Source organism: Streptomyces sp. DvalAA-14 (assembly GCF_900091855.1).
Lineage (GTDB): Bacteria > Actinomycetota > Actinomycetes > Streptomycetales > Streptomycetaceae > Actinacidiphila.
On sequence record NZ_FMCH01000320.1, the window covers coordinates 20,284 to 32,027 of the forward strand.

10 protein-coding genes and 6 pseudogenes are annotated in these 11,744 nt (G+C 70.3%); 9 read left to right on the top strand and 7 right to left on the bottom strand.

Features of this window, described 5'->3' with window-relative positions; all coding sequences use genetic code 11:
* Nucleotides 1-57 precede the first annotated feature (57 nt).
* On the top strand, nucleotides 58-747 hold the full coding sequence (locus GA0115240_RS16030) for a hypothetical protein (protein ID WP_093737351.1): 690 nt from the start codon (nucleotides 58-60) through the stop codon (nucleotides 745-747).
* 183 nt (nucleotides 748-930) lie between these two features.
* Here the strand turns inward: GA0115240_RS16030 and GA0115240_RS16035 are convergent.
* Nucleotides 931-1,336, bottom strand: a pseudogene (locus GA0115240_RS16035) (DUF2267 domain-containing protein).
* A 66-nt stretch (nucleotides 1,337-1,402) separates the two neighbouring features.
* The gene (locus GA0115240_RS16040; RefSeq protein ID WP_093737352.1) at nucleotides 1,403-1,849 is read right to left on the bottom strand and encodes an Hsp20/alpha crystallin family protein; all 447 of its coding nucleotides are present in this window, start codon (nucleotides 1,847-1,849) and stop codon (nucleotides 1,403-1,405) included.
* A 320-nt stretch (nucleotides 1,850-2,169) separates the two neighbouring features.
* Between GA0115240_RS16040 and GA0115240_RS16045 the strand changes: the two genes are divergently transcribed.
* Nucleotides 2,170-3,036 (top strand): KPN_02809 family neutral zinc metallopeptidase, encoded by an 867-nt coding sequence (locus GA0115240_RS16045; RefSeq protein WP_093737353.1) that lies wholly within the window; start codon nucleotides 2,170-2,172, stop codon nucleotides 3,034-3,036.
* Nucleotides 3,037-3,176: 140 nt separating this feature from the next.
* On the opposite strand, the pseudogene GA0115240_RS38155 reads toward GA0115240_RS16045, so the two are convergent.
* Nucleotides 3,177-3,593, bottom strand: a pseudogene (locus tag GA0115240_RS38155) (alpha/beta fold hydrolase); the annotation flags it as partial.
* A 461-nt stretch (nucleotides 3,594-4,054) separates the two neighbouring features.
* On the opposite strand from GA0115240_RS38155, the gene GA0115240_RS39250 reads away from it, so the two are divergent.
* A complete protein-coding gene (locus tag GA0115240_RS39250) occupies nucleotides 4,055-4,579 on the top strand; it encodes a hypothetical protein (protein ID WP_346267947.1) in 525 nt (174 codons plus the stop codon).
* Here GA0115240_RS39250 and GA0115240_RS39255 read toward each other — a convergent pair.
* Nucleotides 4,576-5,031 (bottom strand): hypothetical protein, encoded by a 456-nt coding sequence (locus GA0115240_RS39255; RefSeq protein WP_370673345.1) that lies wholly within the window; start codon nucleotides 5,029-5,031, stop codon nucleotides 4,576-4,578. The two genes, GA0115240_RS39250 and GA0115240_RS39255, sit on opposite strands and share 4 nt — an antisense overlap.
* Here GA0115240_RS39255 and GA0115240_RS39030 point away from each other — a divergent pair.
* Both GA0115240_RS39030 and GA0115240_RS16070 read left to right on the top strand, forming a co-directional pair.
* Nucleotides 4,954-5,526 carry an ATP-binding cassette domain-containing protein gene (locus GA0115240_RS39030; protein WP_305112018.1) on the top strand — a complete coding sequence of 191 codons (573 nt, stop codon included), beginning with the start codon at nucleotides 4,954-4,956 and terminating at the stop codon, nucleotides 5,524-5,526. The genes GA0115240_RS39255 and GA0115240_RS39030 overlap by 78 nt on opposite strands.
* Nucleotides 5,527-5,731: 205 nt before the next feature.
* Entirely contained in the window at nucleotides 5,732-6,610 is an 879-nt protein-coding gene (locus GA0115240_RS16070) for a DMT family transporter (RefSeq protein WP_093737354.1), read from the top strand.
* Between the two features lie 524 nt (nucleotides 6,611-7,134).
* Here GA0115240_RS16070 and GA0115240_RS16075 read toward each other — a convergent pair.
* Together GA0115240_RS16075 and GA0115240_RS16080 are read right to left on the bottom strand one after the other, a co-directional pair.
* Nucleotides 7,135-8,679, bottom strand: coding sequence for an MFS transporter (locus GA0115240_RS16075; protein WP_093737355.1), 1,545 nt, complete (start codon nucleotides 8,677-8,679; stop codon nucleotides 7,135-7,137).
* A gap of 67 nt (nucleotides 8,680-8,746) precedes the next feature.
* Nucleotides 8,747-9,412, bottom strand: a complete 666-nt coding sequence (locus GA0115240_RS16080) for a TetR/AcrR family transcriptional regulator (RefSeq protein WP_256069829.1) — start codon at nucleotides 9,410-9,412, stop codon at nucleotides 8,747-8,749.
* 431 nt (nucleotides 9,413-9,843) lie between these two features.
* Here GA0115240_RS16080 and GA0115240_RS38170 point away from each other — a divergent pair.
* Both GA0115240_RS38170 and GA0115240_RS38175 read left to right on the top strand, forming a co-directional pair.
* Nucleotides 9,844-10,263: pseudogene (locus GA0115240_RS38170) on the top strand (hypothetical protein); the annotation flags it as partial.
* A 33-nt stretch (nucleotides 10,264-10,296) separates the two neighbouring features.
* A pseudogene (locus GA0115240_RS38175) lies at nucleotides 10,297-10,530 on the top strand (oxidoreductase); the annotation flags it as partial.
* A gap of 21 nt (nucleotides 10,531-10,551) precedes the next feature.
* On the opposite strand, the pseudogene GA0115240_RS16090 reads toward GA0115240_RS38175, so the two are convergent.
* Nucleotides 10,552-10,712 (bottom strand): annotated as a pseudogene (locus GA0115240_RS16090) (DJ-1/PfpI family protein); the annotation flags it as partial.
* 241 nt (nucleotides 10,713-10,953) lie between these two features.
* Between GA0115240_RS16090 and GA0115240_RS16095 the strand changes: the two are divergent.
* Entirely contained in the window at nucleotides 10,954-11,331 is a 378-nt protein-coding gene (locus GA0115240_RS16095) for a hypothetical protein (protein ID WP_093737356.1), read from the top strand.
* A 321-nt stretch (nucleotides 11,332-11,652) separates the two neighbouring features.
* Nucleotides 11,653-11,744 (top strand): annotated as a pseudogene (locus GA0115240_RS35625) (DUF1330 domain-containing protein); the annotation flags it as partial.

Below are 11,744 nucleotides of genomic sequence, written 5' to 3' on the forward strand. Positions count from 1 at the left end.
GTCCAGACGATGACAAGCAAGGAGTCATCAGATAGACGACCGAGAAAGGCAGGTCCCATGACAGCAGCCCAGGACCCCGCACCACCCCCTCCGCAGCCGGCCTCCCTTCGCGCTACCGCCACCGCCCTCCAGGCCATCGACGAAGCCGTCCGTACCGCCGCCGACACCGCCGCCGACACCGCCGCCGACACCGCCGCCGACACCGCCGCAGCCACCGCCGGACCCGAACAGGCCCTGGCCTGCCTCCTCCAGCTGCGTCGGATCCGCGAACAACTCGCCGGCTGGGAGAGCGGCCTCATCACCTCGGCGCGGGACGCCGGGGCCAGTTGGGCCGACTTGGCCGCACCCCTCGGGGTCGCCAGCCGCCAGGCAGCCGAACGCCGCTACCTGCGCCTGCGCCCCGGCGCCCAAGGAAGCACCGGCGAACAACGCGTCCAGGCCGTCCGGGACGGACGCGCCGCCGACCGCACGATCACCACCTGGGCCCGCGACAACGCCGCCGACCTGCGCCGCCTCGCCGCTCGTATCACCACGCTCCCCGACCTGCCCGCCGATGCGCGAACACCCCTGCACCACCTCGACCAGGCCCTCGCCGCAGACGACGCCAGCGCCCTCATCAGCGCCCTGCAGGCCACTCGCTCCCACCTACAGGGCCACCCCGACCTCGCCGCCCGCGTCGACACCCTCACCGCCCACACCCAGCAGCTCCGCACCACCGCCTTCCGCGATCGCAACCCCAGTTCCTGACCGAGACCGGAGTCCGGGGCGCGCCAGGGTCCGGGACCGTGTGATCACCACAGCGCGATCACCACTGAGCGGGAGACCGCGCGGATCGCGATCGCCGGCCGGGCGACGTGGGCACCGCTGGGCGCCGCGGCCGTGGGGGTGAACCTCGTCGGAGGCGCTGGGCGGCTTGGCGCGGCTGGGGCCCTACGGGGTCGCCGGCGTGCCGGGCCGGCCGAAGAGGAGTTCATAGCCCGGGGGGAGCGTGGAGCAGGACGCGGCGAGTCAGGTCCTCACCCGCGGCGTCCGCGGTCACACTCAGCACGGCGCCTATGTCCCACAGCGCGGTCTGCTCGGTGGCGCCCTCGATCCAGGCCGCGGTCGCCCGCACGAACCGTTCCGCGCTCAGCGGCTCAGCGGCCTGCAGGGGGTTGAGCAGCATCAGGGCGAAGGCTTCGGGGAGCCGCGCGGCCAGCTCGGCCCGTACGTCACCGACCAGATGCGCCCCCAGCAGCGCCACAACGGTGCGGGCGGCCCGTTCGGCGTCTTCGCGCGCGCCGTACTCCCCGCGCTCCTGAATCCGGTCGAGGAACGCTTCCCACAGCATCGCCATGACGGCCCCCTTGTGATGTGCCCGGCGGGGGCCGAATCCGGCCCCCGCCCTCCACGATCGCCGGCCTCAGGATTCGACCGAGCCGCTGATCTGCCGGTGGCCGCGCTCCCTGCCGATGGTGATCTTGCGGGGCTTGGCGCGCTCGGCGATCGGCATCCGAAGTGTCAGGACCCCCGCCTCGTAGTCGGCCCTGATGCGCTCGGTGTCGAGGGTGTCGGCCAGTACGAGCTGGCGGGAGAAGACGCCCTGCGGCCGTTCGGCGAGCTCCATCTGCACGTCGTCCGCGGTGGGCACCGGACGGCGCTCGGCCTTGACGGTCAGCATGTTCCGCTCGACGTCGATGTCGATCGCGTCGCTGGTCACACCGGGCAGGTCGAGGGCGATCACATATTCGTCATCCTCGCGGTAGGCGTCCATCGGCATCGCCGAGGGCCGGGACCAGGTGCCGCTGTGGCCCGTCAACTGCTGGGTCAGTCGGTCGAGTTCGCGGAACGGGTCGGTGCGCATCAACATCGCGAAACACCTCCATTGTGGCTCAGGCAGAAACTGCCAATGCGCTTCACCTGACTCCGTTGTAGCACGTCATCCGAACGATGACAACTGTTGCGTCATCCAGAGGGTGACATATCGAGAAGGGGTCGGACGCCGGCAGCCACGACAGGGTGCCGGCGCGGGACCGTGTCCGGGCGCACCAGCGGCCGCACCCGCCGGAGAACATCCTTCGGGAGGCCGTGCGGGAGCGCTGCACGGGCAGCAGGCGGCCGTCCGCCGGTCATAGCGGTGGCGTCAGCGGGCATGTGCTGTCTGACGGGTTCGAGACGAAGGGGTGGGACGTGGATTTCGACGATCAGGCGGGCCTCGATACGTCGCAGGTGGACGACCGGCGGGGCATCAGCGGCGGTGGCCTGGCCGTCGGTGGAGGCGCGGTCGGCCTGGTCGGGCTGCTGGTGGCGCTGTTCTTCGGCATCAGTCCGGGCGGCGGCACCGACAGCGGCTCGGCCCCGGTGGCGACCGGCAGCATCCAGCAGGACTGCCGGTCGGGCGCCGACGCGGACGCGCGTACCGACTGCCGGGTCGTCGGCGTGATCAACAGCGTGCAGGATTACTGGAGTTCGGAGTTCGCCGGGCAGGGCCGGTCCTACTCCCCGGCACGGACGGTGCTGTTCACCGGGCAGACCCAGAGCGCTTGCGGACCAGCTACCACCGACGTAGGCCCCTTCTACTGTCCCGGCGACAAGGAGATCTACCTCGACCTCGGCTTCTTCAATGAACTCACCTCCCGCTTCGGCGCCAAGGGAGGCCCCTTCGCGCAGGCCTACGTCGTCGCCCACGAGTACGGCCACCACGTCCAGGACCTCCTCGGTACGACGGGCAAGGTCAGCGGTGACCGGCAGGGCGCCGACAGCGCGTCGGTCAAACTCGAGCTGCAGGCGGACTGTTACGCCGGGGTGTGGGCCAACCACGCGGCGTCCACTCCCGATCGTGCCACCGGCCGCCCCCTGATCGACAAACTCACCCGGGCCGATATCTCCGACGCCCTGAACGCCGCGGCCGCCGTCGGCGACGACCGTATCCAGCAGCAGGCCCAGGGCCACGTGGACCCCGACACCTGGACCCACGGCTCCGCCGCCCAACGCGACCACTGGTTCACCGCCGGCTACGTCAGCGGCCGTCCCGTGGCCTGCGACACCTTCGGCTGAGACGGCAGCCGGGCGGCCGACCGAGCCGTGCGAGCCGGAACGTCGGCCGATGGGCGCCCAGCGGGCCATGATCGCCAGCGCCGGCATCTCCGTCCTCGCCGGCGCTGCCTTCGTCCACAGCGGGGCCTGTACCGGTGCCTGACCGCCATGGCCCGGCACGGCGAGCCGGTCGACCCGATCATGCCGCGCAGCGGCCACTCCGTGCGGGCGGCGTCGGGGCCGGCCCGCGAGTCGGTCGCGATCTGCGACTTGGTCGATTCGGGCAGCTCGGTCGCGGTGAGGATGTGATCCCGTGCGCCGGCGACGGACTCGTCGGAGTCGTAAGCGTGGGTAAGGCCTTCCCGGTACTCGGGAGTGATCCCTGCGGCGGGCTTCGCCGGAGCGGAACCAACGAGGATGATCCCGCGGAGGCCGGCGGGCCGGGTCGCCGCTATGGGCTGCGCGATCTTGCCACCCATGGAATGTCCGACGGGGACGTAGTCGGTGACGCCCGCGTCGGCGATTTCGGCGAGCGTGTCGTCGGCGAGTCGGCGGGGGGTGTAGGGGCCGGCCGGGTCGTGTGACGCCTTGGCGCCGCCTGAACGATTGGACGGTGATGGTGGTTTGATCTGCACCAGTGTCAGGGGCTGCTGGCAGTATCACCCGCCATGAAGATCACGCGTACTACGCCGCCGCGGCCGCTCGACGTGACCGCGCTCTTTCCTCAACTGGCCCCGCTGGCGCGTACGGCGACCCGGTTGCACCCCGTTCCCGCATCCCCGGCCCCGCGTCACAGCTCGGTCGGCGGTCCGCTGCTGTGGCCCGCCGATGAGCCCTGGCCCCACTGCGACGGACCGCACGAGTGGTACGGAACGGGCCCGCTCATGCCGCTGGCGGACTTGAAATTGCTACGCCGGATCCGTGGCGCCGCGCAGGGCCGGGACTTCACCTCGCAGGAACGGGAGACCCTCGCCCGCATCGATCCCCCGAGGGCCTATCCGGGACCGAAACCGAGCCCGCGCCTCCGGAGCTGCCCGCGGTGCAGTACGAGGGCTACCTACCCGAGCCCTGCCTGCTCCTCCCGGAGCAGATCACCGAATACCCCCACCCTTCGGTGCTGAGCCCAGACATACTGAGCATGCTCGATGACTGGGTCAGGTGGGAGGCCGCCGGTGACGCTGCGGACAGCCGCTACGCGTCGTACCCGGCGGAGTTCTACGGGGTCAACCTCTCAGTGGCACCGGGCTGGAAAGTTGGCGGCTGGGCCTCCTGGGGCCTGACCGACCCGATCCCTCAGTCCTGCCCCGCATGCAACACCGAGATGAACCCTTTGCTGACCATCCCCTCCCACGAATGGGGCAGCAGCGACCGCAACTGGATTCCGTTCGAGCTGCAAGAACTGCTGATTCCCACCAGGGGCGGTGAGCCTCGCCCCGACCAGCCCACCGCCATCCAGATCGGCCGCGGATACAGACAACAGCTCAACGTCTGCCCAGCCTCACCCGAGCACCCCCACACCGAGCTGATGCAGTATACGCCCCAACAGCAACCGCACGTGGTCTAGATCTGCAGCATGGTCGGGAAGGCGTCATGGAGTTCGAGGCGTCGTTCCCATCGGATGGCAAGGCGTTTGAACTGGTGGAGCAGGCGAAGGTCTGCTCGACGACGTAGCGGAGCTTTCCCAGGCCCTTGATGTTCGGGGCGCCCATGCGGGGGATCACCGGCAAGATCCTGCGGTGCCGCAACTTCCGGCGTACGGCCTTGGAGTCGTACGCCTTGTCGCCCAGGACGGACTCGGGTCGCCGTCGTGGTCGGCCGGGCCGTCCGGCGACGGGCCAGTCGCGGCTCGCCCCTTTTTCGCGCGGACGTGAGAGCCGTCCACGCACGCGCGGGACAGACGAGTTCGCCGGCCGCGTTGAGCTCGGTGAGCAGGAGCCGGTGCAGTTTCCCGAAGACGCCGGCCTTCTGCCAGCGATACAGACGCCGCCAGCAGGTCTGTCCGGAGTCGAACCCCATTTCCAGGGGCAGGAGTTGCCAGGCGACATCCTGGTGCAGGACGTACAAGATGCCTCCGTCCCCGAGGGACGGCGGGTCTTCTCCCGGTTGTCGGTGCATGACAATCTCCAGCTCGGGGGTTATCTCGTGCGCCGCCCCAGGGAGCTGGCCGAACGGCTTGAGCGGACCGACACACTGCTGGCCCGGCTCGCGGAACTGCGGGACCGGGCAGGGGGCGACCTGTCCGGCGGGGAGCAGCAGATGGTCTCCATCGCCCGGGCGCTCGTCGCCAGCCCCCGTGTACTGATGCTCGACGAGCCATCGACGGGGCTGGCGCCCGGCATGATCACCCAGGTCCTGGAACTGATGCACCTCGCTCACTCCGAAACCGTGATCCGCTGGACCGTGACCAACGTGATACACCGTCGGCTGACGCGGGCCACCCTGCGATTCACCAATGGCCCCCGGCCGGCCACGGGAGGGGGTGAAACGCCCCCGAGGCGGCGATACCCGTGAGGGTGCCGACCGGGGGAAGCGAGGTCAGGACCAGAAAATCGCGATACCGTCCGGCCATGCGCCTTTCCATGTTGCTGCCGCCGCCGGTCCGTTAGCGGGCGGCGCACAGCCAACTCCTGACCCCGGCCGCTGAGCCGCCGGGGCGGTGGATGCCGCCCGCACACCGTGCGGAACCCTTCCGGCATCCACCATGGAGAGGCATCACATGCCCACACTTACTCTGACGCCGGTCCGGCGCGGACTACTGGCCGTGGCGGCCGCCGCCGTCGCCTGGGGAGCGGGCGGCGCGGCGGCGGACGTGCTCTTCCGCAGCGGCATCGGCCCGGTAGCGGTGTCGTTCTGGCGTTTCGCCATCGCGGCCGCGGCGCTGGCCGCGCAGCGGCTGCGGGGGTCCGGCCCGGCGAGGATCACGGCCGGTCGGCGCACCGCTGTGTTGACGGGGGTGGCGCTGGCGGTCTACCAGACCGCCTATTTCGGTGCCGTCCAGTACGCGGGCCTGGCGCTGGGCACCTTGATCGCGTTGGGCGCAAGCCCGGTTCTGGTCAGCGCGGGGGCGCATCTGATGTTCGCCGAACGGCCGACCAGGCGGGGCGCGGTGGCGATCGCGTGCGCGCTGGCGGGCCTGGTGCTTCTGGTCGCACACCCGGGTTCGGGCCCCCGCACGCTGCTGGGCGTCCTGCTGGCCCTGGTCTCGGCCGTCGGCTACAGCGCCGTCACACTGTGGGCCCGCAGGACCGGTGCCGCGACCGCCGGCGCCACGACATGGGGCGCGGGGGCGCTGATTCTGCTGCCCATCGCGCTGGTCCAGGGCCTGTGGCCGAAGACCGGCCAACCGCTGGAGTTCACCGGCTGGCTGATCTTCCTGGGGATCGTGCCGAGCCTGCTGGCCTACCGCTGGTATTTTGCGGGCCTGAAGACCGTCCCCGGCGCCACGGCCGCGGTCCTGGTCCTGCTCGAACCCGCTACCGCGGCGTTTCTCGCCGTGCTACTGGGCGAACAGATCACCACGACCCTCGTTGTGGGTTCGGTCCTGCTGCTCGCCGCGATCGCCACCCTGGCCCGCGATCATCCTGAGCACGCATGACCGCCTGCCGGGACGGCTCACCTCCGCTCGAGCGGAGGTGAGCCGTCCCGGCAGGACCTGCTCGCGGTCGCCGGGGTCCGGTCTCCGCGCGCCAACTGATGACGCGGCAGGCCCGGCGGCGTCGGCCAGGAAGACGATGCGGGAGGTCCCGCGGCGGGATGGGCACGAGAGCGCGGCGCGGGTTTCCGCATTCTGCGGGTGCCGATAAATCCGGCCAGGTCATGGCCTTGATCGCTGTCTCCGGCTGTACCAGTCCCGCACCGCGATGCCCTGCGCAGGTGAAGGCATCGAGGGCTGGGAGCAGGCCGGTAGCAGACCGGCGATCACGGCCGTGACCTGCGCGGATGATGTATCCGCACCCGCAGCGTTGAACGGGTTCAGTTCCAGGTGTCGAGGTGGAGTGCCTCAACTGGGCACAGGTGCCGTGAGCACGGCGGATGAATTATCGGCACCCGCAGTGCCGTCAACGGCCGCGAGGCCCCGCCCGGGCGGACGGAGCCTCGCGGCTCAGCGGGTGGCGGCGGTCAGTGCAGGATCACCGGCGCCGAGTCCTGTGCGGAGTTCGCGTCGGACGTGCCGTTCCCGTCCGCGCCGGAGTCGACCTTCGTGGTGCCGGGCCGGCCCGCGGTGACGAGGATCAGCGCTATGAGTGCGGCGACGGCTTCGATGCCGACCGCCCACCAGATGGCGTGGGTGTAGCCGTGCACCAGGCCCTGCGCCTGCAGCAGCTTCGTATCGCCGGCGCCTGCCGCGTGGGAGGCGAGGTAGCCGGCGGTCGCGGTCGCGGCGATCGTGTTCAGCAGCGCTGTGCCGATCGCACCGCCCACCTGTTGCGAGGTGTTGACCATCGCGGAGGCGACACCCGCGTCACGCGGCTCTATCCCGTTGGTGGACAGCGCTATCGCCGGCGTGAAGGCCGTACCCAGGCCGAGGCCCAGCAGCACCAGGCCCGGCAGGATCCCGCCCGCGTAGGAGGAGTCGACGTCGAGCTGGGTGAACAGCAGCATCCCGACGGCGGCGACCGCGTACCCGGGTGCCATCAGAGCGCGGGCCGGCAGCCGGTTCACCAGCCGGGCGCCGATCTGCGTGGAGGCGAGGATCAGGGCGCCGACCAGCGGCAGGAAGGCGAGGCCGGTCCTGATCGCGGAGTAGCCCTGGATGACCTGCAGGTAGTACGTCAGAAACAGGAAGACACCGAATATCCCGATGATCGCCAGGCCGAGCGAGAGGTACGAACCGCCGCGGTTGCGGTCGGCGACCACCCGGATCGGCAGCAGCGGGTGGCGGACCTTGGATTCGACCGCCACGAAGGTGGCCAGCAGCACCGCCGCCGCCACGAACAGACCGATCGTGGAGACCGACGACCAGCCGGCGCTCTCGGCACGAGTGAAGCCGTAGACCAGCGAGATCAGACCGAGGGTGGACAGCACCGCACCGGGGACGTCCAGCGGGGACCGGTTGCGACTGCCCTTCGGCTCGCGGATCACGACGTACGCGCCGAGGACGGCGATGATCGCGAAGGGGATGTTGGCGAAGAAGGTCCAGCGCCAGTTCAGGTATTCGGTCAGCACGCCGCCGAGCAGCAGGCCGACCGCGCCGCCGCCGCCGGCGATGGCACCGAAGACGCCGAAGGCCTTGATCCGCTCCTTGGCGTCGGTGAAGGTCGTGGCGAGCAGTGACAGGGCCGCGGGCGCCAGCAGCGCGCCGAAGGCGCCCTGCGCGGCACGCGCGGTGAGGAGTATCGCCTCGTTGCCCGCGAAGCCGCCGATGGCGGAGGCGAGCGCGAAGCCGATCAGGCCGGTGACAAAGGTGCGCTTTCGACCCCACAGGTCGGCGATCCGGCCGCCGAAGAGCAGCAGGCCTCCGAAGGCGAGGGCGTAGGCGGTGATGACCCACTGCTTGTCCGGGTCGGAGATGTGGAGGTCCCGCTGTGCGCTCGGCAGCGCGATGTTCACGATGGTCGCGTCGAGCACGACCATCAACTGCGCGATGGAGATGAACACCAGCGCTTTCCAGCGCCGGGGATCCGGAAGCGCCTTGTTGGCGTTGGCCGCGAGGGTTTGGGACATGGAGGAATCCACTTCTGTGTACGTCGCACAAGGAAAGAGCTCGGGGCGCGATGCGTCGCGCGCCCGCTCAGTCGTTCGGATTCGGGAACGGGGTCTTCAGGCCGTCGAGGAAGAACTGCAGGTGGTGGTGCAGGTCACTGACGGGGCAGTCGATGCCTGGAAGCGGGCGGGTGAGCCGGGATATGGCCAGCATCAGGTCCTTGAGGGTCACGTCGGACCGCAGCCCGCCGTCCCTCCTGGCGCGTTCCATCAGTTCCTTGACGGCGGCTTCCAGGCGCGCGGTCTGTGCGGCGATCTCCGGTGAGGGGCTGCCGTCACCGTTGACGAACAGTCCGCACAGGACGCCGATCTTGTCGTCCACCGCGCTGTGGACGAAGCGGGAGAGCGCGAAATGGGGGTCGCCACCGGCCGCGGCCAGCTGAGCCGCTGCCTCGGCGCGGTCCGCGGTGCGGATCACGACGGACAGGAGTACGGCGTGCGTGAGGGCGCGGCGGTCGGCGAAGTGCCGGTAGAGGGTGGCGTTGCCGATGCCCGCGCGGCGGGAGATCTCGTCCAGCGGGGCATCAGGGCCGTACTCAACAAACAGGTCGCCGGCCGCCTCGACAATCCGCTCCCGGTTGCGCAGGGCGTCCGCGCGGGTCCGGTGCGCGCGGGTCCGGTGTGCGCGGGCCGCGGTCGGCTCGGCGATCGGGCTCGCGGCGCCTGCTGCGACGCTGTCGACGGCGATGGTCACGGTGGTTACTCCTCTCGACTGTCCACGAGGGCACCGTCTGCGGCCCGCACCCGCACGTCGTTCTGGCACCGCAGCGTCCGTACCACCCGCGGATGGCCGGCGTCCTCGATCTCTCGCAACGCCGCCGGCGGTTCACCCGGCGACCGCCCGCACCCGGGCCGGATCGTCGTCGCCGAAGACCACCGCATGCTCGGTGAACGCCACCCCGAGCACTCGCCTCCGAACACTTCCCGTTCGACGGTCTTCCCGCCGCGCCCAGACCGACCTGCGCGACCCGGCCGGCGGGCGGTTGGCTCCGTATGGAGCCCAGTACGACGCACCACTGGACCACCTAATGAGACCGAACGTTCTCTCTCATTACAGAATGGCGACACGGCCTCGACTTGTCAAGACCGAACGTTCTCTACTCTCTTGCCCGGACGCTCCGTCCGATGACCGGCCCGGAGATACGGCGGAGCGGCCCACGCACACGGCGTGGATGGGGCCTCCGGCCTGGAGGCTGTTTCCGAGTGCGGGTGGACGGCACCCGGCGTGCATGCGCCGGGAGGCACGTTCGAGGAACGCCAGCGCGTAGAGCTTGTATCCCGGAGCGGCGTCGAGCTGCCCTCGCGGCCCGCCAAGGCCCCGCCAGCCGCGCCGCCGCTCTGGCCCGCAGGCTCCTCGACGCCAGTCCCGAGTTCGCCCGGCTCTGGAGCGAGCACGAGATCACAGCCCAGAGCACCCACCGCAAACGCATCCGCACTCCCGAGCTGGGCGTGCTGGAGGTGTACTGCCAGATGCTGTACGACCTCGACCAGGATCAGGCGCTACTGCTCTTCACCGCTACCCCCGGCACCGAAAGCCACGACAAGCTCCAACTGCTGTCGGTGATCGGCGCCCAAAAACTCGCCGGCCCGGCCGTCGCAACGGCAGGCCAGGAAAAGGTGAACCCCAACGCGCTGCCGCTCGACGACTTCGCAACCGAGGCCATGCAGCTGCTCTCCCAGGACCCGACCCCCCGTGCAATCCTCGTGAAAGGGGTCCTCATGCACCGCTGGGCCGAGCGCGACGGCACCTACGACGACCTTGTCGCACAGCGCTCCCAGGCACTGGCCAGGCTCCTCGGCCGCGAGGGCTGACGCCCTTTCCCTCCGACCGCCCACATCGGCGCCGGCGTTGCGCAGGTCGGTGCGGATGCTGGGAACGAGGTGAGGCGGCGGCCGCCGACGACACCGGCTACGGCCAGCGTTTCCGGTCCGTGGCAGATGGTCGCGACCGGCTTGCCGGTCCCGGCGAACGCCTGGACGAAGCCGACCGCGTCGTCGCCTCGTTCGGGTGCAAAAGCCCCTCGTCATGCCGACCTGCCGGACGTCCTCCGGCTGGGTGGGTTACTGAGACTCCGGATGAGGACCGGCGAACGCGAGGCCATGGCCGCGAAAGGGACTGCCCGTACGGAGAACGGGCCGGGCAGGGAGCTGAGGCCGGCGGCTGCTGACGTGCTTGTCTGGCCTCAGTGCCGCCCGCCGGGCTGACGTCCCTCAGGCGGCCTGTAACCTGCGCGGGTGATCGTTCGCTGTGTCCAGATCATCAGTCCCGCGACCCGTGCGGTGGTCGGCGACCACCCGGCCCTCCGTATCGGAGCTGAGTACCCCGTTGTGGAAGTGCTCACCACAGCGGACCGGGTGCTGCTTCGTATCCCGGATCCGGTCGACAGCCCGCCCGGGGCCTTCGACAGCCCGGGACTCTGGGACGCGTCCATGTTCGCTGTCGTCAGCGACCGGGTGCCTGCCTGCTGGGTTGCTTCGCTGGATGAGGGAGCCTTGACTCTGGCTCCGCGGGAGTGGCAGCGTCCCGGGTACTGGGAGGACTTCTTCGACCAGGTGCCCGTCGCCGTTGCCGAATACGACCGGCGCAAGGCCCAGATTCTCCAGCAGTGCTGATGCCCGGGGCGGTACAAGCGGGTCACGCTGGTGGCGGCCCTTCCGGCGCTGAAGCATCTGGCAGAGCTCGAAAGCCAGGACCGCGAAGGGCCGAAGCAGTAACCGGGCAGCCGGTCGGCGGGGTTCCGGTGAGGGGGTTCCCGGTGGCGCGTTCCGAGGCGCGGCTGCTGGTCGCCCGGTCGGACCTGGCCGAACTGTTGGCGGCGACGGGCGTGCTCGGCTTCGGCGTCGGCTGGTTCTCGGCCGCGAAGCCCCGCCCTCCGACGCTCGTCCGGGACCAACCCGTACGTCAGATGCACTCATCCCAACACTGGAGGTTCCATGCCCAAGGGCTACTGGGTCAGCGCCTACCGCACCATCTCAGACCCTGAGAAGCTGGCTGCTTACAACAAGCTGGCCGGTCCGGCCGTCCA